This is a genomic window from Stenotrophomonas maltophilia, from assembly GCF_002799245.1.
GTDB classification, from domain to species: Bacteria; Pseudomonadota; Gammaproteobacteria; order Xanthomonadales; family Xanthomonadaceae; genus Stenotrophomonas; species Stenotrophomonas maltophilia_S.
The window spans coordinates 384,239-405,246 of sequence record NZ_NEQV01000005.1; the positions used below are offsets into that span (position 1 = coordinate 384,239).

At 66.7% G+C, this 21,008-nt stretch carries 13 protein-coding genes; 11 read left to right on the plus strand and 2 right to left on the minus strand.

Features of this window, described 5'->3' with window-relative positions:
* Positions 1 to 60 precede the first annotated feature (60 nt).
* The 8 genes from B9Y64_RS16690 (at position 61) to cueR (ending at position 11,344) form a co-directional block, all read left to right on the plus strand.
* Complete coding sequence (locus B9Y64_RS16690) at positions 61 to 1,650, plus strand: calcineurin-like phosphoesterase C-terminal domain-containing protein (protein ID WP_100441664.1); 1,590 nt, start codon at positions 61 to 63, stop codon at positions 1,648 to 1,650.
* 35 nt (positions 1,651 to 1,685) lie between these two features.
* Positions 1,686 to 1,970 carry a hypothetical protein gene (locus tag B9Y64_RS16695; protein ID WP_100441665.1) on the plus strand — a complete coding sequence of 95 codons (285 nt, stop codon included), beginning with the start codon at positions 1,686 to 1,688 and terminating at the stop codon, positions 1,968 to 1,970.
* Between the two features lie 84 nt (positions 1,971 to 2,054).
* The gene (locus B9Y64_RS16700) at positions 2,055 to 3,077 is read left to right on the plus strand and encodes a glucokinase (RefSeq protein WP_100441666.1); all 1,023 of its coding nucleotides are present in this window, start codon (positions 2,055 to 2,057) and stop codon (positions 3,075 to 3,077) included.
* A 51-nt stretch (positions 3,078 to 3,128) separates the two neighbouring features.
* Positions 3,129 to 4,127 (plus strand): N(4)-(beta-N-acetylglucosaminyl)-L-asparaginase, encoded by a 999-nt coding sequence (locus tag B9Y64_RS16705; RefSeq protein ID WP_100441667.1) that lies wholly within the window; start codon positions 3,129 to 3,131, stop codon positions 4,125 to 4,127.
* Positions 4,124 to 4,861, plus strand: coding sequence for a copper homeostasis protein CutC (locus B9Y64_RS16710; protein WP_100441668.1), 738 nt, complete (start codon positions 4,124 to 4,126; stop codon positions 4,859 to 4,861). The genes B9Y64_RS16705 and B9Y64_RS16710 overlap by 4 nt, the downstream gene beginning before the upstream one ends.
* Before the next feature lie 406 nt (positions 4,862 to 5,267).
* On the plus strand, positions 5,268 to 8,225 hold the full coding sequence (locus B9Y64_RS16715) for a TonB-dependent receptor plug domain-containing protein (RefSeq protein WP_100441669.1): 2,958 nt from the start codon (positions 5,268 to 5,270) through the stop codon (positions 8,223 to 8,225).
* Between the two features lie 150 nt (positions 8,226 to 8,375).
* Positions 8,376 to 10,877 carry a heavy metal translocating P-type ATPase gene (locus B9Y64_RS16720; RefSeq protein WP_100441670.1) on the plus strand — a complete coding sequence of 834 codons (2,502 nt, stop codon included), beginning with the start codon at positions 8,376 to 8,378 and terminating at the stop codon, positions 10,875 to 10,877.
* A gap of 11 nt (positions 10,878 to 10,888) precedes the next feature.
* Positions 10,889 to 11,344 carry a Cu(I)-responsive transcriptional regulator gene (gene cueR / locus B9Y64_RS16725; RefSeq protein ID WP_100441671.1) on the plus strand — a complete coding sequence of 152 codons (456 nt, stop codon included), beginning with the start codon at positions 10,889 to 10,891 and terminating at the stop codon, positions 11,342 to 11,344.
* A gap of 78 nt (positions 11,345 to 11,422) precedes the next feature.
* On the opposite strand, the gene B9Y64_RS16730 is transcribed toward cueR, so the two are convergent.
* Positions 11,423 to 11,617 (minus strand): heavy-metal-associated domain-containing protein, encoded by a 195-nt coding sequence (locus tag B9Y64_RS16730; protein ID WP_100441672.1) that lies wholly within the window; start codon positions 11,615 to 11,617, stop codon positions 11,423 to 11,425.
* Positions 11,618 to 11,817: 200 nt separating this feature from the next.
* Positions 11,818 to 14,895, minus strand: a complete 3,078-nt coding sequence (locus tag B9Y64_RS16735) for a TonB-dependent receptor (RefSeq protein ID WP_100441673.1) — start codon at positions 14,893 to 14,895, stop codon at positions 11,818 to 11,820.
* A gap of 1,117 nt (positions 14,896 to 16,012) precedes the next feature.
* Between B9Y64_RS16735 and B9Y64_RS16740 the strand changes: the two genes are divergently transcribed.
* From B9Y64_RS16740 to fucP, 3 genes are all read left to right on the plus strand, one after another.
* Positions 16,013 to 18,478: a GH92 family glycosyl hydrolase gene (locus B9Y64_RS16740; protein ID WP_100441674.1), complete on the plus strand. Its 2,466-nt coding sequence runs from the start codon at positions 16,013 to 16,015 to the stop codon at positions 18,476 to 18,478.
* Positions 18,479 to 18,574: 96 nt separating this feature from the next.
* The gene (locus B9Y64_RS16745; protein WP_100441675.1) at positions 18,575 to 19,627 is read left to right on the plus strand and encodes a LacI family DNA-binding transcriptional regulator; all 1,053 of its coding nucleotides are present in this window, start codon (positions 18,575 to 18,577) and stop codon (positions 19,625 to 19,627) included.
* A 60-nt stretch (positions 19,628 to 19,687) separates the two neighbouring features.
* Entirely contained in the window at positions 19,688 to 21,001 is a 1,314-nt protein-coding gene (gene fucP / locus B9Y64_RS16750; RefSeq protein ID WP_100441676.1) for an L-fucose:H+ symporter permease, read from the plus strand.
* Positions 21,002 to 21,008: the final 7 nt, after the last annotated feature.

Consider the following 21,008-nt stretch of genomic DNA (forward strand, 5'->3'; position numbering starts at 1 on the left):
AATGCAGCGGGCATGGCTCGGCTCTACAATAGGGGGTCTTCTTCTTTCCCGGACCGCTCCATGAAACTGTCTGCCGCCTGGCTGTGCTGCCTGTTGCTGACCTCGCCGGCCTGGGCCGCGGATGCGGTGGTCACCGGCAAGGTCTATCTGGAACGCGACGGCAGGCCGGGTCGTGGCGCGACCGATCCGGGCCTGGCCGGGGTGCAGGTCTCCAACGGCGAGACCATCGTCAAGACCGCCGCCGATGGCAGCTACAGCCTGCCGGTGCGCGATGGCCAGACTGTGTTCGTGATCAAGCCCGATGCATATTCGTTCCCGAAGGCGGCCGACGGCCTGCCCTCGTTCTGGCGCCACTACCGCCCGAACGGCTCGCCAGCGCTGAAGTACGGCGGCATTGCTGCCACCAGCGATGTCACCCGCAACTGGGATTTCGCCCTGCAGTCGGATCGCCATGACAGCCGCCGTGGCTTCCAGATGCTGGTGTTCACCGACTCCCAGACGGCCAGCCTGAAGGACATCGGCTACTACCGGCAATCGATCGTGGCGCCGCTGGTCGGCCAGACCAGGGCGCGCATGGGCACCACGCTGGGTGACATCGTCAACGATGACCTGACCCTGTATCCGGCGATCAACAAGGTCACTACCGAGCTGGGTGTGCCGTGGTTCCATGTACCGGGCAACCACGATCTCGACTTCGATGCCGCCAGCGATGCGCATTCGCTGGACAGCTGGCGCAACATCTACGGCCCGGACACCTACGCGGTGGAAGAGGGCGGCGCCAGTTTCGTGTTCCTGGACGACGTGGTGTACGACCCCAAGGCCAAGCCGAAGTATGTCGGTGGCCTGCGCGAAGACCAGTTCGCCTTCCTTGCCAGCTACCTGAAGGGCCTGCACAAGGATCGCCTGCTGGTGCTGGGCATGCACATCCCGCTGTTCGATGCGGCACCGGGGCGCGAGACCTTCCGCCACGCCGATCGCCAGCGCCTGTTCGACCTGCTGAAGGACTTCCGCAATGTGCTGGTGCTCAGCGGCCATAGCCATACCCAGCAGCACGTCTACCACGGCAAGGCCGATGGCTGGAACGGCGACAAGCCGCTGCACGAGTACAACGTCGGTGCCAACTGCGGCGCGTTCTGGTCGGGGGTGAAGAATGCCGCCGGCGTGCCGGACAGCACCATGAGCGATGGCACGCCGAAGGGCTATGCGCTGCTCGACGTGGCCGGCAACGGCAGCTATCGACTGCAGTACCGGGTGGCGGGCCAGCCGGCCAGCGAGCAGATCGGCCTGCATGCCCCCAAGGTGCTGCGCCAGGGGGCCTACCCGGCATGGGGCGTCTATGCCAACGTCTACATGGGCGAGGATGCCAGCGTGGTCGAGTACCGCGTCGATGGCGGCGCCTGGCAGCCGATGAAGCAGGTCAGCCAGCCTGACCCGCGCCTGATGGTGGAAAACGTAGCCGACGACCTGGCTGGCAGCCTGCGCGGCTACGACCGTTCGCCCGAGGCCACGGCGTCGCCGCACCTGTGGCGTGGCGCGCTGCCGACCGATCTGGCGGTGGGCAGCCACAAGGTGGAGGTGCGCTCCACCCAGCCCGACGGTGCGGTATTCACTGCCACCACCAGCTACAGCCTGCAGACCGCGCAGCCCTGACCCCACGCACCACCGCGCCAGCGAAAGGAACCCGCATGGATATCCGCTTCATGGCCGGCACGACGCCGGTGACCCTCAGCCGCCACTGGTTCACCGGCGCGATGCTGCTGCAGAGCGCCACCGAGAAGGTCTGGGTGCAGCACCCGCTGCATCCGGGCACCCACTTCTCGTTCTCGCTGGTACAGTCGTGGATGCGGCAGATCGCCGGCCATGAGGTGCTGGTCGAGCGTACCCGCCCGCTGTTGTTCGCCGGCTTCCGCCCGCAGCGCCTGCGCGTGCTGGTGGATGGGGTGCAGGTGGCCGAACAGGAAGGCATGTAGGCCAACCTGAACCACCGGCGCGCTAGGCAAAGCCGCCCCGATGCCTGAGAATCGGGGCGATTCAATCGATCCAAGCAGGCCAGCGTGACCATCGCAGCAGCGTCCCCGGTTTCCTCCGACTCCGCCCGCGGCGGTCTTCCGCGCCGTCTGGTTGTCGCCGATGTCGGCGGCACCTTCGCCCGCCTTGCGCTGGCTGAAACCCGATCCGGCCAGGCGCCCCTGCTGGGCAGCCATCGCACCTATGCCTGCGCCGAGCATCCCAGCCTGGCCGCGATCCTCGCTGATTTCACCCAAGGTCTTGGCCAGCCGGTGCAGACCGCGGTGGTCGCCATCGCCGGCCTGCTCGATGGCGATGTGCTGATCAATTCCAACCTGCCGTGGACGGTGTCGTTGTCGGCAACCCGCGCGCAGTCCGGGCTGCACGAGTTGCAGCTGATCAACGATTTCGAGGCGGTGGCGCTGGCCATCCCTTACCTGCAGCCGGACACGCTGGTGCCGCTCAACGGTGATGCTGATCCGGCGCAGGCGTTCCCGGCACTGGTGCTGGGCGCCGGTACCGGCCTGGGCGCCGCGTTGCGCTTCGCCGATGGCGAGCGCCCGGTGCTGGCCAGCGAGATCGGCCATGCCGCGCTCGGCGCCGGCAACGCGCTGGAACTGCAGGTGCTGGGCAAGCTGCTACAGCGCTGGCCGCATGTGGACAACGAGCGCGTGCTGTCCGGCAGTGGCCTGATGAACCTGTATCCATGCCTGTGCGAGTTGCGCAATGTCGCTCCGGTGTGGAGCAGCACCGAGGCACTGATCGGCGCCGCGCGCAGCGGTGAGGATGCGCTGGCCGTGGAAACGCTGCAGGTGTTCTGCGCCTGGCTGGGCAGCCTGGCCGGCGACGCAGCGATCGCCGTGGGTGCGCGTTCGGTGTACCTGGCAGGCGGTATTTCCGCGCATGTGCAGGATTTCCTGGCCGATGGCCGCTTCCGTGGGCGCTTCCTCAACAAGGGCGTGCTGACCGAGGTGCTGCGCCAGGTGCCGGTATGGCGCGTGGAGCATGGCCAGCTGGGCGTGCTCGGCGCAGCGGTCTGGCACGCCGCACGGCAGCCCGCGCACGACTGATCGGCAGGGCCGGCATCGGGCCGGCCGTGCATTGCAGACTGGGAGGGGAAGATGGTGGATCGCAGGCAGTTCCTGCAGGCCGGTGCACTGGCCGCAGGCATGGCGGCATTGCCGGGCGTGCAGGCGCGCACGCAGGGTGGGGCCAGGGTGGTCTCCACCTGGGACTTCGGCGTGCCGGCCAACCAGGCCGCATGGAAGGTGCTGGCGCAGGGTGGCAGCGCGCTCGATGCGGTGGAAGCGGGCGCACGCTGGGCCGAAAGCGAGCTGTGCAACCCTACCGTGGGCCATTGCGGCAACCCGGATCGCGACGGCGTGCTGAGCCTGGACGCGAGCATCATGGATGGTGATGGCCGTTGTGGTGCCGTGGCCGCGCTGGTCGACATTCTGCATCCGGTGTCGGTTGCCCGCAAAGTGATGGAGAACAGCCCGCACGTGCTGCTGGTGGGCGAGGGCGCGCAGCAGTTCGCGGTGCAGCAGGGTTTCGAGCGCCAGCACCTGCTGACGCCGCAGGCCGAAGCGGCCTGGCGCGAGTGGCTGAAGACCGAGAAGTACCAGCCGCAGATCAATGCCGAGCGGCGTGGCATTCCCGGCAACAGCGACAACCACGACACCATCGGCATGCTGGCGCTGGATGCTCGCGGCAACATGGCCGGCGCCTGCACCACCAGCGGCATGGCCTGGAAGCTGCATGGCCGGGTCGGCGACAGCCCGATCATCGGTGCCGGCCTCTACGTCGACAACGAAGTCGGTGCGGCCACTGCCTCGGGCGTGGGCGAGGAGATGATCCGCAACGCCGCTTCGTTCCTGGTGGTCGAGCTGATGCGCCAGGGGCGCTCGCCCGCGCAGGCCTGCCGCGAAGCCATCGACCGCGTGGTGCGCAAGCGCCCGGAAGCGAGCAGGACCCTGCAGGTGTGTTTCCTGGCGATGAACAAGCACGGCGAAGTGGGCGCCTACGCGCTGCATCGCGGCTTCGTCTACGCCGTGTGTGATGCGCAGCGCCAGGACGACCTGCGCGACTCGCCGTCGATCTACACGAGCACGCAGGCGTGAGCTCGCGGCTGACCCTGGAGATTGCCAGCAACTCGCTGGCCTCGGCGCTGGCCGCACAGGCCGGCGGCGCCGACCGCATCGAGTTGTTCGACAACCTGGCCGAGGGCGGCACCACGCCGTCGTTCGCCAGCATCGCGATTGCCCGCGAACGTCTGTCGATTCCGCTGTTCGTGCTGGTGCGGCCACGCCCGGGCGACTTCCACTACGACGCGCTGGAAGCCGAACTGATGCTGCGTGACATCGCGCAGTGCAGCGCACTGGGCTGCGATGGCGTGGTGATCGGTGCGCTGGATGTGCGGGGCGACATCGACCTGGCGCTGTGCCGTGAGCTGGTGCAGGCCGCCGGGCCGTTGCAGGTGACCTTCCATCGCGCCTTCGACGCCGCCCGCGATCTGCCGGCAGCGCTGGAGCAGGTGATCGAACTGGGCTGCCAGCGCGTGCTGACCTCGGGCGGCCAGGTCAGCGCCGAGGCCGGTGCCGATGTGCTGGCGGGTCTGGTCACACAAGCGGCGGGCCGCATCAGTGTGATGGCCGGCGCGGGGCTGGGCCCGGCCAACATCGCTGCCGTGGCACGACGGAGCGGCTGTGCCGAACTGCACGCCTCGGCCAAGGGCCTGCGGCGCTCGGCGATGCAGTTCCAGAACCCGACCTTGCGCGGGCTGGACCCGGACTGGAGCCAGACCAGCACCGCCACCGTGGCCGCACTGCGGCAGGCGCTGGACGGCGCAAGGTAACCCGCTTCTTCTGTAGAACCGAGCCCACGCTCGGCGGCTCTTCGCGGCGAACAACAGCAGCCGAGCGCGGGCTCGGCTCTACAGCGACCCGCTGCCGCCCGCACGCGATGACGCGGACAAAACCGTTCCGCGCGTAATTGTCGCGATCGTGTCATTGACGTGTGCGCCGCTCTCTCAGCGATGTTTCGCAACCCTTTGATTGTTCTGGATACCGGCAGCCAATAACGGCATGCCGCTGCATGTTGCTGCGTCGCCGCATGCCGGGCGTGATTCAGCTGTGCTTTAGTTTGGATCGATCCACAGGGGAGGTGCCGCATCGGGCTTGAACCGATCCAGGCACCTGGATCCGTCGTAGTGCCGCGCCACCACCCGTCCGTGCGTCCACACTTTCGAAGAGCAACCACCCATGGCTCAGTCCATCCGCAAGCGTCGTCACCTGCTGTCCCAGGCCCTGCTCCTGGCCCTGTTGCCCCTCGCTGCCAGTGCGCAGGACGCTGCCAGTTCGTCCACCAAGGATCTCGACGCCGTCACTGTCACCGGCTCGCGCATCAAGCGCGCCGGCGTCGAAGGCCCGGCACCGGTCAACGTGATCACCGCCGCGCAGATCCAGAAGGAAGGCTTCGTGAGCGTGTACGACGCGCTGAAGACGCTCACCGAGGCCACCGGCACCGTTGAAGCCGCTTCGCAATGGGGCTCGCACACGCCCAACGCCAGCGGCCTGAACCTGCGCGGGATGGGCCCGAACCGCTCGCTGCTGCTGGTCAACGGCCGTCGCGTGGCCGACTACCCACTGCCGTATGGCGGCGAAACCAACTTCTCCAACTACGGCAACATTCCGGCTGCGGCAGTGGAGCGCATCGAAGTGCTGACCGGTGGTGCCTCGGCCATCTATGGCTCGGATGCGATTGCCGGCGTGGTCAACGTCATCCTGAAAACCAACTACGACGGCGACGAAGTGCGCGTGCGTGGTGGTACTTCCACCGAGGGCGGGCGCGATACCTGGGACCTGTCCTGGGCCGGCGGCAAGACCGGCGACAACTGGAGCGTGACCTACGCGCTGCAATACACCAAGCGCGATCCGTTGTTCGGCCGCGACCGCCCGCAGATGGACGATGCCGATGATGCGCCGTACCCGTCCTGGAACATGGAACAGCGCAAGGTCGGCTTCCGTCCCGCCGCCGGCCTGGCGCTGATCGATCCGACCAACGGCCAGCGCCTGGCGCCGCCGGCCGGCACCTGCGAGAAGTTCAATGGCGAGTACTACACCGCTGATCGACTGGTCTACAACTACGCCGCCAACACCATCAGCAACACCGGACGCCTGTGTGGCATGAGCGCCGACTACGCCAACTGGCTGCTCACCGGTGGCGCCGAGAACGTGTCCGGCAATCTGTATGCCACCTTCGATTTCAGCAGTGACCTGCAGGCCTGGACCAATCTTGCGGTGTACCGCTCCGAAGCGATCTGGGGCACCAATCCGCCCGGCGTGTCGCTGATCGACGATGACAACGGCTACTACTGGGACGCCAACCGCAACCGCCCGATCCTCGGCGTGCGCCAGTTCACCCCGAACGAAGTCGGCGGCCTGGACACGCTGCGCAACACCAACCGCGAACTGTCCTGGGACTGGAGCGCCGGCCTGCGTGGGCGCCTTGCCGACCGCTTCGATTGGAGCGCCACGGTGGGGCGTTCGTACTACCGCGTGGAGGAGCGGCAGAACGTGGTCGACAAGCAGAAGTCGTACGACTACTTCCTTGGCCCGCGCCTGGGGACCACGGCCGATGGCGAGGCGATCTATGCACTGGACGAATCGCGCTGGTGGAACCCGCTCACGCCGGACCAGTACTGGCAGATGGGCACCGTCGCGAAGAACCGCGCAACGTCCTGGGTCAACCAGGCCTCGGCGGATATCACCGGCGAGCTGTTCCAGGGCTGGGCCGGGCCGATCTCGTTCGCGGCGGTGGCTGAAGTGGCGCAGCAGGGCTATCACCTCAGTCCGGACCCGCGCGCTGGCATCGACTTCGACCTGCAGAACGTCGATCGCGGTGGCGGCGAGCGCACCCGCTATTCGGCGGGCGTCGAGTTCAAGATCCCGCTGCTGGACAGCGTGACCGCCACCGCGGCCGCGCGTTATGACCGCTATGGCAACTACAAGGCCGACGACAGCAGCGAAGCGCTGGATATCGGCAGCCAGAAGGAAACCACCTGGAACGTCGGCCTGGAATGGCGCCCGGTCGAATCGCTGCTGGTGCGTGGCTCGTACGCCACCAGTTTCCATGCGCCGGACATGCACTACCTGCTGGGCCAGCCGAGCAGTTCCGAGGTGCAGACCTATGACCGGCTGCGCTGCATCCAGAGCGGTGCCTACCTGGTCAACAACTGCGGCGTGGGCAAAACCGACGTCTGGTACACCTTCGACGTGAACCGGCGCGGCACGCCGCTGCTGCGCTCGGAAACCGGCGATTCGTGGACCGTCGGTTTCGTCTGGGATGTGCTGCCGAACCTGTCGGTCAGCGCCGACTACTGGGCGATCAAGCTGGAAGACATGATCGTCGACGTCGGCGCCGACGAGGTGCTGGCCAGTGAGGCCGGCTGCCTGACCGGCAAGAACATGGACGGTACGCCGTGGGCCAACCCGGCCGGTGGCGAGTACTGCGCCGGCATCCTGGCCCGCGTGAACCGTGACAGCAACGGTCGCCTGGTGTCGATCGAGCGCGGCCCGTTCAACCTGGCCAGCCGCGAGGTGCGCGGCATCGACCTGACCGCGCGCTATCGCCTGGACACCGCGCAGTGGGGCAGCTTCCAGCTGGGCGTGAACTACACCAACCAGATCTCGACCAAGGAACAGCGCTACGCCGCCGACCCGAATCCGGAACGTCGCGATCGCGACCTGCGCAGCAAGCTGCGCGCGAGCCTGGCCTGGCAGCGCGGCAACTGGAACGCCAACGTCTATGCCGACCGTATCGGTTCGGTGCCGGGCGTGCGCTACCACTGGGGCACCGATCGCCTGGACAACCCCGGTGGCTGCCTGCCGTTCGCCGACGGCTATGTGCCCAGTGACAGCCCGTCGCTGAACTGCCTGGAGCCGGCACGGCTGCCGGATGGTTCGGTGAACCCGAACCCCAACGCGGGCCAGCAGACCTCGCGCTACTTCGGCCGGGTCGGGCCGTTCATCACCTGGAACTTCAACGTGGGCTACCAGGTGACCGAACACGCCAAGGTCAACGTCTACGTCAACAACGTGTTCAACTCGGCCAGCTGGAACCACAAAGATCCGTACAAGCTGGATTACGACTTCGCCCCGACCCGGTTGCTGGGTGCGGTCGGCCGCGAATTCGCATTGGAGTATGTGTTCACCTTCTGAGGAGACCCACCTCCGCCGGTAGATCCACACCATGCGTGGATACGGATGCCCGGGTGCCCATTCAGGAAATGCGGACAGGCTGGATTTGACCTTCCCACGATGGCAAGGTTTAGCCTGTCCGCATCCAGAAGGAATCCCGGGAATCCGATCATGAGCACGCCGCGCGCCACTGCCGTCCCCGCCAGCCCGTCCACCATCAGCCTTCCCATCGAGGGCATGACCTGCGCCAGCTGCGTGGGCAGGGTCGAAGCGGCACTGTCCAGGGTCGAAGGCGTGGGCAGCGTCTCGGTGAACCTGGCCACCGAGCGGGCGGACATCCGCCCGTCGGGGCCGGTGGATCGCGCGGCGTTGATCCAGGCGGTGGAGCGGGTGGGCTATGACGTGCCGGCCGGTACCACTGAGCTGTTGGTAGAGGGCATGACCTGCGCGTCCTGCGTGGGTCGTGTCGAACGTGCGCTGCTGGCCGTGCCCGGCGTCAGCCAGGCCAGCGTCAACCTGGCCACCGAGCGCGCCACGGTGCGTGGCGTGGCGGATGCTGCAGCGCTGGTCGCCGCCATCGACAAGGCCGGTTATGACGCACGCGTGATCGAGGCGGGGGTGCAGTCCGATGACGAAGCCGCGGAAAAGAAGGATGCCGAGCGTGCGCAGCTGAAGCGCGACCTGATCCTGGCCACCTCGCTGGCACTGCCGGTGTTCGTGCTGGAAATGGGCTCGCACCTGATCCCCGGCATGCACGAATGGGTGATGTCCACGATCGGCATGCAGGCCAGCTGGTACCTGCAGTTCGTGCTGACCGCGCTGGTGCTGGCCATCCCCGGCCGCCGTTTCTACCAGAAGGGCATCCCCGCGCTGCTGCGGCTTGCGCCGGACATGAATTCGCTGGTGGCGGTGGGCACCGCTGCGGCATTCGGCTACTCGGTGGTGGCGACGTTCCTGCCGCGGCTGTTGCCGGCGGGCACGGTGAACGTCTACTACGAAGCAGCGGCGGTGATCGTCGCGCTGATCCTGCTCGGCCGCTTCCTTGAAGCGCGCGCCAAGGGCCGCACCTCCGAGGCGATCAAGCGCCTGGTCAACCTGCAGGCCAAGGTCGCCCATGTGATCCGTGACGGCCGCACGGCCGACATCCCGGTCAATGAAGTGCTGAGCGGCGACGTGGTGGAAGTGCGGCCGGGCGAGCGCGTGCCGGTCGACGGCGAGGTGGTCGAAGGCCGCAGCTACATCGACGAGTCCATGATCAGTGGCGAACCGATCCCGGTCGAGAAGCAGCCGGGCAGCAGCGTGGTCGGTGGCACGGTCAACCAGAAGGGCGCACTGAGCGTGCGTGCCACGGCGGTGGGTGCGCAGACCATGCTGGCGCAGATCATCCGCATGGTCGAACAGGCGCAGGGCTCGAAGCTGCCGATCCAGGCGGTGGTCGACAAGGTCACCCTGTGGTTCGTGCCGGCGGTGATGCTGGCCGCACTGGCGACCTTCGCGGTCTGGCTGATCTTCGGGCCATCGCCGGCACTGAGCTTCGCGCTGGTCAACGCGGTGGCGGTGCTGATCATTGCCTGCCCATGCGCGATGGGGTTGGCCACGCCGACCTCGATCATGGTCGGTACCGGTCGTGGCGCTGAAATGGGCGTGCTGTTCCGCAAGGGCGAGGCACTGCAGCTGCTGAAGGACGCGCAGGTGGTGGCCGTGGACAAGACCGGCACGCTGACCGAAGGCCGCCCGCGCCTGACCGATCTGGACGTTGCCGACGGGTTCGATCGCCGCACGGTGTTGGCGGCCGTTGCCGCAGTGGAGTCACGCTCCGAGCATCCGATCGCCCGTGCCATCGTCGAGGCCGCCACCGAACAGGGCCTGGCAGTGCCGCAGATGGTTGAATTCGAGTCGGTCACCGGCATGGGCGTGCGCGCCGGCGTCGATGGCGCGCGGGTGGAGGTCGGCGCGGATCGTTTCATGCGCGATCTCGGCGTGGACATTGCTGCGTTTGCCGCACTGGCTGCAACGCTGGGCACGCAGGGAAAATCGCCGCTGTACGCTGCCATTGATGGCCGCCTGGCAGCGATCATCGCGGTGTCCGATCCGATCAAGCCGAGCACGCCGGCCGCGATCGCGGCATTGCATCAATTGGGCCTGAAGGTGGCGATGATCACCGGTGACAACGCCGGGACCGCGCAGGCGATCGCGCGCCAGCTGGGCATCGATGAAGTCGTGGCCGAGGTGTTGCCGGAAGGCAAGGTCGAGGCAGTGCGCAGGCTGAAGGCCACGCATGGCCACGTCGCCTTCGTCGGCGACGGCATCAATGATGCGCCGGCGCTGGCTGAAGCCGATGTCGGCCTGGCCATCGGCACAGGAACCGATATCGCGGTGGAATCGGCCGATGTGGTGCTGATGTCGGGCAATCTGCAGGGCGTGCCGAATGCCATTGCACTATCGAAGGCAACCCTGGGCAACATCCGCCAGAACCTGTTCTGGGCGTTCGCCTACAACACTGCGTTGATCCCGGTGGCGGCCGGCGTGCTGTACCCGGTCTGGGGCGTGCTGCTGTCGCCGGTGTTCGCGGCCGGTGCAATGGCGCTGTCCAGTGTGTTCGTGCTGGGCAACGCGCTGCGCCTGCGCCGCTTCCAGCCACCGATGGCGGATGCCCCCGCAGCGACCCATTGAAGGAGATCCGGATGAACATCGGCGAAGCCGCCAAGGCCTCCAGCGTTTCAGCGAAGATGATCCGCTACTACGAGCAGATCGGTCTGATTCCTGCGGCTGATAGAACCGAATCAGGCTACCGGGCATACTCGCAGGCGGACGTCCACCGCCTGCGCTTCATCCGCCGCGCGCGCGATCTCGGCTTCCAGGTGGCCGAGATCACCGATCTGCTCGGCCTCTGGAACGACACCTCGCGGCACAGCGCCGACGTCAAGCACCTGGCCGAACAGCACATCGCCGATCTGGAGCAGCGCATCGAGCACATGCGGCAGATGGCCGACACGTTGAAGGCGCTGATCAGCTGCTGCGCGGGAGACGAGCGCCCGGAATGCCCGATCCTGCAGCGGCTGGGCGAAGACGATGAGACCCTGGTGCCGGTCGATGCCGCGAAGTCTGGTGCGGTGCGGCGGCGCAGCCACAAGCACTGAGTTCCCACTGCCAGCATGAAAAAACCCGCCCGGTGCCATTGCACGGGGCGGGTCTGGTCGTGGAGGCAGGGCAGGGGATCAGGCGCTACGCGGCGGGAAACCCGCATCGTTCACCGCGGCGAGCACCTGTTCCTGCGACGCGGTGGTCTGCACCTTGACCAGGCCGGTCGGCGGGTCGGCAACCACGCTGGCGTTCGGATCGATCTGCTGGATTGCGCGGGTCACACTGCGCGCGCAGCCGCCGCAGGTCATGCCGTCGACATGGAATTCCATCTGTAGCTCCTTCGATGCTCTTGGGGTGGGGCCAGTGTGTGCCTTCCAACGATGGCAGGGTCAAGCCATGGGCTGAACCGCAGGCAAGCGGCCAACGAAAACGGCAGCCACCTGTACCAGCGCGGCTGCCGTGGAGGAACGTCCCCGCCGGAGCGGGGCGTGGGTTGCGCCGGGGCGGGCCCGGGCAACCCGGTGCGGGCTCAGAACTTCCAGGTGGCGCCGAAGTACAGCTGGCGGCCTGCGTAGGTATTGGAGATCAGGCGAGCCTTGGTGTCGCTACCCAGGTGCACGCGCTGCTCGGACTTGGTGGCATTGATCACCGACGCGGTCAGGGTCCACTCCGGGGTGAGGTTGTAGGCCACGTTCAGATCCAACTGGTCATACGGCTCGGTGTAGACGGTGAGGCCATTGTTGAGCCCGCCGACCACCTGGCCGCGACGGTTGAACGAGGCGCGCGCGAGGAACTTCTCGTTCTCGTAGAACACCGTGACGTTGGCCTGGTTCTTGGCGCTGCCGACCAGCGGCGAGGAGCCGATTTCCTGGCCGTCCAGAACAATGGAGGCCAGGTTGGTGTCGTTGTAGGTGTAGTTGGCCTGCACGCCGAAGCCGAAATCGAAGGTGTACTGGCCGTACAGCTCGACGCCCTGCGACACACCATCGCGGCCATTGGCCTGGGTTTCGTAGCGCTGCACGTTCACGGCTTCACCACCGATGACCATCGGCGTGTCGCGCACCACCGGCAGGGTGAAGTTGTCCACGTTCTTGCGGAACAGGCTGACACCGGCGACCGCGCCCGGCTGGAAGTACCATTCCAGGCCCAGGTCGAACTGGGTGGCCTTGAACGGTTCCAGCTGCTTGTTGCTGCCCTGGCCAACCCAGCCCGCGGTCGAGGCGCCGCCGGCAACGCGGCGATCATTGACATACTCTTCGCTGTAATAGCTCAGTGCGCCCGGCGCCGCGATGTCGGTGTAGCCGGGGCGGGCGATCACCTTCGATGCGGCACCACGCAGTACCAGCGTATCGGTGATGTCCCAGGCGATGTTGAAGCTCGGCAGCACGTCGGTGTACGTGCGGTCCACGCCGATCAGGTCGTAGGTCTTGCTCTGCGCCAGGTCGTGCGGCAGGCGCACGAAGCCGCTCTCGCAGCTGTAGGTCGGGTAGGCCGCAGCGGCGGGATCGGTGCACGCCATCGGCGCGCCGGACGCGTTGTCCAGGAAGTAGTCGTTGAACTTCTCGATCGAGTCGGAGGACTGCGCGAACTGCTTGGTGCGCACCACGCGCACGCCGACATTGCCGCGCAGGCGCTCGGTGCGGAAGTTGGCCTGGAAGTAGCCGGAGTAGATCTTCTCGTTGACGTTGTAGACGAAGTCTTCCTCGGTACGGTTGTGCGAACCACCGTAGGTCTTGTTCAGGTAGTCGATGTACGCCGGGTAGTTGATGCCCGGGAACACGTTGGCGTTGAAGCCGCCTGCAATGTTGCTGATCGGATTGGACAGGAAGAAGCCGGGCTGCGCGTCGCCGGCCGTCGGGTCGCAGCCACTCTGGTAACGGCTGTTGTCATAGTCGGCCGGGTCACGGCCCGGGCACACCCAGTAGGTGTTGCCGGTGTTGCGGTGGACCTTGCCATCGCGGTACTTGGCACCGAACTGGATCGAGTCCAGCCAGCCCGATTCGAACAGCTTGGTGACGTCGGCCTGGAAGTAGTTCTGCTTGACCTCGGTGCGCTTCGACGAGGAATCGGTCGAACCGGTGTCGACCTCGGCAATGCCGTTCATCAGCTGCTGCTGCAGGTCGGGCGAGAAGGTCGCCGAGGGTGTGCCGGTCAGATCCCAGGCGCTGTAAAGGTTGCCCGGCAGGTAATCGTTGCCGACCTTGCGGCGCGGCTTGGCCGACATCCGGAAGTTCATCGACGGGCCACCTTCGGACCAGGTGCGGCCGCCAGTGAACGAGGCCTTCCACAGCGGGCTGATGTCCCAGTCGATGGTCAGGTCAGCGGTCTGCGACAGCGCCTTTTCCTTGCTGTAGCCACCGGTCAGCTGCGGCGTCGGAACCGTGCAGTCGTCCGGGCCCCAGCCGCCGGGCTGGAGGCCGGCCGCCTTGGCCTGGTCTTCGCTGCAGTAATAGGTTTTCCCCGCCAGCTTTTCGAACTGGGCACCGGTGACGGTGTTGCCGCTGGGGTCGAAGTCCAGGCCATTGAGCAGGCGGCCGCCGGCCCAGTTTCCGTCTCCGTTGAAGCGGGCCATGCTCCATTCCGGAATCTTCAGCATGTTCTGGGTGTAGTCACCCTGCAGCTCGAAGCGGAAGTAGTTGGCCGTCATCGTGACATTGTCGACCGGCTTGAACTGGAAGGTCAGCTGGCCGCCCTTGCGCTCGCGCTTTTCTTCCTTCACCGCGAAATTGACCGAGGTCGGCATGAAGAAATCGCTGTAGTTGCCGCCGGTCTGGTTGTTGAAACCGGACCTGCCCCACCAGTAGTGGATGCCATCCTGCGCCTGCACGTTGCCATAGGCATCGCGAGCCTTGCCGGCGCCATACCACTGGTAGTCCTCGGTGCTGGCTTCCATGGTACGGGTGGTGCGCTTCTGCTGGGTCACGCCGACCAGTACGCCGAAGCGCTCATCCTTGCTGTGCCACGAGTACAGCGCCGACGCCTGCGGGTCGATATCGTGATGGGTATCGGACGAGGTGCCCTCGAGCGTGACGAAGCCCGAATTGGCCTCCATGTCCAGCGGGCGACGGGTGTGCAGGATGACCGTGCCGCCGATGCCGCCTTCGTCGATGCGTGCTTCCGGCGACTTGAACAGTTCTGCGCTGGACAGCATGTTCGACGGCAGCAGGGTGTAATTGAACGAACGGGTTGCTTCGTCGTTGGTTTCCGACGTCGCCACGTAGTTGCCGTTCAACTGGGTCAGTGTCAGGTCCGGTGCAAGACCGCGCACGCTGACACTCTTGCCTTCGCCACCGCTGCGGGTGATGACCACGCCGGGCACGCGCTGCAGCGCGTCGGCGACGTTCTTGTCGGGGAACTTGCCGACGTCCTCGGCGGTGATCACTTCGACCACGGCGTTGGCGTCGCGCTTCTGCTCAAGGCTCTTTTCAATGGCATAGCGGTAGCCGGTGACCTGGACGCTGTCCAGCGTGGTGGCGTCCTGCGAGCCGGTGGACGCGGCCTGCTGCGCGGCGGCGCCTGCCGGAATGACGGCGGCGGCCAGGGCCAGCGCAATGGCCAGCGACAATGCGTCCTGGCCGTGCGTACGTGTTGAATGCTTCATTCCCATCTCTCCCTCTCTCCTGGATTGATCCGGTGACGTGGCACGGACAACTTGAATCGATCTAATTTGTAGCGTCTTTGTCGCTGTCGCCATGCAGTGGCAGTAGCACCGCGCGCGTGGCCTGGTACGTCCTGTTGCTGCTCCCCCAACTCCCGGCCATCGCAGCGTCGTCTTGGATCGATCTAAGCGATGGGCGGGCGATTTTTAGCATGGGTCGCCCGTGGGCGCATGCTGCTCCGCAATATGGTACTGGCGTGTCGAAGGGATGACGGTTTGCTGAAACCAGTGAAATCGTTTTCGTGCGCAGGGAAGGGTGGGTCGGCAGGGCGGCGCCCTGCACCTGCTCGAAGCCAAAGCCAAAGCGGCTCTGGGTTGTCTGTGGTTTGGCGGGGCGGTGTGGGCTGGCAGGACACGCCGTAAACCCCGCTCCGCGGTCCGGCCCAGCCGCTGGCGGCTGTGCGTTCGGGCGCTTGCGAAGCAGTGCTTCGCAAGCAAAGCGCCCTTACCCATGGGGGCTTGGCCGCCCGCGGACACCCCGCAAGCCGACACCGCACCGCCTTCGGCAGTTTCCCGGTGACGGTTGGGTGGGTCCTGGGGACGGCATGGGGGAACGGCATGGGGTCGAACGGCATGGGGTCAGATCCGTTTTCCTTTGGAAAACGGATCTGACCCCGAATGATTTCGTTATCTGTCAGAGATTCATCCACGCATGGCGTGGATCTACAGACCGCAGAGATCTGTCGAAGGCGGGGTGGGTCCGGTTGCGGGGGCGTGAGCCGCATGGATGCGGCGACCGAGCCTACATGGACGTATTTACGGCGTCCCCCGCAACCGGACCCGCCCCGCCTACCCACGGATAGCCAGCTGTTGCTATTGCTCCGGCTGTTGCCTTGGCTTGAAGCAGGTGCAGGGCGCAGCCCTGCCGGACACCCTCTCTCATGCTGCGCCGCAGAATGCATTCGGCTGAACCTGCATGCTCTACTTGAATCGATCTAAATTCACGGTCCGGTGGGTCGGGTGTCATTCCAGGGGGAGCTCTCTGCCGGTCAGGGTGGGGCTCAGCGGAACGGTGCCGGACGGCCCCGGCCGTCTGCCTCCGCGTCATCGACTACAGGAACCCGACATGCGTCCAGTGCCGTCCGCTCCCGCCGTCCCCTTGTCCTCGCGCCCACTGCTGCGCCTGGCCTGCCTGCTTGCACTGTCGTCCGTGCCGGTGCTGCTGCAGGCCGCACCGGCCGCGCTGGAGCGCGAGGTCAACACCTTCATCGGCAGCAAGGACGACGGCAATACGTTCCCGGGTGCATCGGCACCGTTCGGCCTGATCCAGGTCAGCCCGATCGGCAGTCACTATTCCGGCTGGCGCTACGACGACGAGAAGATCCGCGGCTTCGGCCATTCGTTCATCTCCGGGGCCGGTTGCTGGGAGCAGGGTGGCCAGGTGTCGGTGCTGCCGGTGACCGGTTCGATCGGCCCAGGCGGCGATTTCGATACCGGCAACGCCAAGCAGTTCGACCACAGGGCTTATGCCTCGGCCTACACCCATGACGGCGAGATCGGCCAGGCCGGCTATTACAAGGTGCGCCTGACCAGCTACGGCGGCATCGATGCCGAGGCCACCGCACGCACCCGTGCCGCGGCCGAGCGCTATACCTTCAGCCAGCGCAGCGGCGACGGCCATGTGCTGGTCAATGTCGGCCAGGCCAACGAGCGCCACTCGGTGATCGGCAGCGTGGTCGATGTGGTCGGCGACCGCGTGGTCGAAGGCAAGCTGGTCACCAAGAGTTTCTGCGGCGGCCATCAGTACACCACCTGGTTCCGCATCGAATTCGATCGCCCGTTCAAGGCGCACGGCACCTGGGGCGAGGGCGGTGGCCTGCCCGGTGCACGCCACAGCATGGAAGGCGAACAGAAGCCGAACGGTGCCTGGCTCAGTTTCGACCTGGCCAAGGGCCAGTCGGTGACGGCGGTCAGCGCGATCTCGCATGTGGATGCCGAAGGCGCGCGCACCAATCTGCGCGCGGAGGGCATGCAGGGTGGGGCGTTGCTCGGGTTCGACCGCATGCGCGCGCTGTCCCAGCAGTCCTGGCGCGAGCAGCTGGGCCGGGTGCGCGTGCAGGGTGGCAACGCCGACGACCGCGCCGTGTTCTACAGCGCGGTCTACCACGCGCTGCTGCAGCCGATGACCGGCAACGACGCCGATGGCCGCTACCGTGGCTATGACGATGGCATCCATCGCGCCGACGGCTGGACGTACTACGAGTACTTCTCGCTGTGGGATACCTATCGCGCACAGAACCAGTGGCTGGCACTGACCCGCCCGGACGTGGCGCGTGACATCGGTCGCACCCTGCTTGCGATCGACGAGCAGGGCGGTTGGCTGCCGCGCTGGGGCTATGCCAACTTCGAGACCAACATCATGACCGGCGATCCGGTCACGCCGTTCATGGTCGACCTGTGGCGCTTCGGTGCACTCAAGGGACGTGAATCGCAGGCCTGGGATGCGCTGCGCCGCAATGCGTTCGGTACGCCGCCGCTGAACTCGCGCATGGCCGGCCGCTCCGGCAACCCGACCTACCTGGACAAGGGCTACGTGGTCTACGACCGCGCGTTCCCATCGAAGGGCATGGATGTCGATCCGCACCACGGCGGTTCGGCCACGCTGGAATATGCGCTGGCCGACTGTGCGCTCTCGCAGATGGCCGACGGCCTGGGCCATGCGCAGGATGCGGCGACGCTGCGTGAGCGTGGCCGCAACTGGCGCAAGGTGTGGGACCCGCAGGTGCGCGATGCCGAGACCGGCTTCACCGGTTTCCCGCGCCCGCGTACCGAGGATGGCCAGTGGTACACGCCGGCCGATGGCCACTACAGCCCGCGTTCGCACCATGGTTTCCATGAAGGCACGGCGTGGCAGTACCAGTGGCTGGCGCAGCAGGACGTGCCGGGCCTGGTCGAAGCGATGGACGGCCGCGAGCAGGCCGGGCGCCGCCTCGATGCCTTCTTCGCAATGGACGCGCTGCAGGCTGACCCGCTCAATGCCGCCCGCAAGGAGTGGGTGGTCGGGCCGTACAGCTACTACAACCAGTTCCGCTACAACCCGAACAACGAGCCTGACCTGCACTCGCCCTGGCTGTACACGCTGATCGGCCAGCCGTGGAAGACCGCCGCCGTGGTGCGTGCCGCGCAGCAGTTGTTCACCAATGCCCCCAACGGCGTGACCGGCAACGACGACCTCGGCACGATGTCGGCCTGGTACCTGTTCAGCGCCATCGGCGTGTACCCGGCGGTACCGGGCAGCGGCCAGTTCCTGCTGCACACGCCGCGCTTCAGCAAGGTGGAAGTGGACCTGGGCAATGGCCGGACCCTGCGCATCGACGCGCCGGGCGCCGATGGCCGCCGCCTGCAGTACGTGCAGGGCGTGCAGGTCGACGGCCAGGCGCATGCACCGGTATGGCTGGACTGGAACCGCCTGCAGCAGGGCCCGCGCCTGCACTTTGCGCTCGATGCGAAGGCGCCGGAGCAGGGCTGGGGCACGGCGGTGAAGGACCTGCCGGTGTCCTGGTGTGCGGCACCGGGCAGCGAGCTGCGCTGAGCCGGACTGTGCCGTTCGCGGTGACCCAGCGAACGGCACGGCACGACACGGCCCTGATCCATTAGGCTTGAGCCTCCAGCGGAGTCCGGGAAGACGATGAACGACAACGGCAGCAGCAGTCCCAGCAAGCGCGCCGGCAAGGCGGTGACGGTGACCGACATCGCGCGTGCCATCGGCGTGTCCCGGGCAACCGTGTCGCTGGTGCTGCGCGGCAGCCCGCTGGTCAACGTCGATACCCGCGCCAAGGTCGAGGCCGAACTGCGCCGCCAGCGCTATGTCTACAACCGTGCGGCGGCCAACCTGCGCCGGCGCACGTCATCCAGCATCGCGCTGGTGATCAACGATCTGTCCAACCCGTTCTTCGCCGAATTCGCCTCCGGCGTGGACGAGGCGCTGGGTGGCCGTGGCTACGTGACGTTGCTGGGCAGCACCGGCGAATCGCCGGAGCGGCAGCAGGCGGTGCTGTCCACGCTGATGGAGCACACCCCGGCCGGCCTGATCCTGTCGCCGGCCGAGGGCAGTGACACCGCGTTGTTGCGGCAGGTGCTGGGTGCCAATGCCAACGTGTTGTTGTTCAACCGCGAACTGGACGGTGCCGACTGGGACTTCCTCACCCTGGACAACCAGCACGGCGCCTATCTGGCCACGCGCCACCTGATCGAGCGCGGCCATCGCCAGATCGCCTTCTTCGGCGGTCATGCCGCGTCGAGCTCGTGCCACCAGCGCCGCGCGGGTTTCCAGCAGGCGCTGGCCGAAGCGGGCCTGTCGCTGCCGCCGGGCTGGATGATCGAGTCGGCGCCGAACCGCCTGGAAGCCGCTGCGCGCACCGACGAGCTGTTTGCCGATGGCCATCGCCCCAGTGCGGCGGTCTGCTACAACGACACCGTCGCGCTGGGCCTGATGCTGGGCCTGAACTCGCGTGGCATCCGGCCCGGCGGCGACTTCGCCGTTACCGGTTTCGATGATATTTCCGAAGCGTCGGTCGCGGTGCCGCCACTGACCACGTTGACGGCCGACCCACGCGAGCGTGGCCGGCAGGCTGCTGCGCTGCTCCTGCAACGATTGGACGAACCGGACGCGCCACCCCGGCGCACGGTCGCGCCGGTGCAGCTGCGCATCCGCGAAAGCAGTGCCGCACGCCCGAACTGATTCCTTTCATACCCCCCTTCCACGCAACAACGACCTTCCGCGCATCGAGGCGCGTACCGCATGCCGATCTCCGCAACGCCCCGTCCAACGGGATCTTCGGGCAACGCACCCGCCGTCACCAACGGCAAGGCGCTGGCTGTCGTCACCACGATCTTCTTCATGTGGGGCTTCCTGACCTGCCTCAATGACATCCTGATCCCGCACCTGAAGGCGGTGTTCGAGCTGAACTACGCCAAGGCGATGCTGGTGCAGTTCACCTTCTTCGGTACCTATTTCCTGATGTCGCTGCCGGCGGGCAGGCTGGTGGCGGCGCTGGGCTACAAGAAGGGCATCGTGGCGGGCCTGGTGATCGCCGGTATCGGTGCGCTGGGCTTCTGGCCGGCGGCCGAGCTGCGCGTGTATGGCGCCTTCCTCGGCGCATTGTTCGTGCTGGCCAGCGGCATCACCGTGCTGCAGGTCGCTGCGAATCCCTACGTCGCGCTGCTGGGACCGGAGCAGACCAGCTCCAGCCGGCTGACGCTGGCGCAGGCACTGAACTCGCTGGGTACCGCCATCGCGCCGATCTTCGGCGGCATGCTGATCCTGTCCAACACGGTCAAGAGCGCCGATGAACTGAACGCGCTGCCGGCCACCGAGCAGCTGGCCTATCGCGCCGCCGAGGCGCAGGCCGTGCAGGGCCCGTACGTGGGCCTGGCGGTTGCGCTGGTGCTGCTGGCGCTGTTCGTGTTCCTGTTCCGCCTGCCGGCGCTGAGCGACGCCACCGAGCAGGCCGACCAGGGCCACCACCACAGCTACCTGGACGCGCTGGGCAAGCGCCACCTGCTGCTGGGCGTGCTGGGCATCTTCTTCTACGTCGGTGCCGAAGTGTCGATCGGCAGCTTCCTGGTCAACTACCTGTCGATGCCCAACATCGGCGGTTTCAGCGAGCAGGAAGCCACGCATTACGTGTCGGCCTACTGGACGATGGCGATGATCGGCCGCTTCGCGGGCTCTGCGCTGTTGGCGCGCTTCTCGCCCAGCCGCCTGCTGGCGATCTTCGCGCTGGTCAACGTGGCCCTGCTGGTCACGACCATGCTGACCTCCGGGCACATCGCGCTGTACTCGGTGGTGGCGATCGGCCTGTTCAATTCGATCATGTTCCCGACCATCTTCGCGCTGAGCATCGAACGCCTGGGCCCGCTGACCAACAAGGGCTCCAGCCTGCTGATCATGGCCATCGTCGGCGGTGCCGTGGTGCCGTACCTGCAGGGCGTGCTGGCCGACCACATCGGTGTGCAGGCCAGCTTCATCCTGCCGCTGCTGTGCTACGGCTACATCATTTTCTACGGACTGGTCGGCGCCCGTACGCCGGCTTCCGCAACGCAGGGAGGCTGAGTCCGGA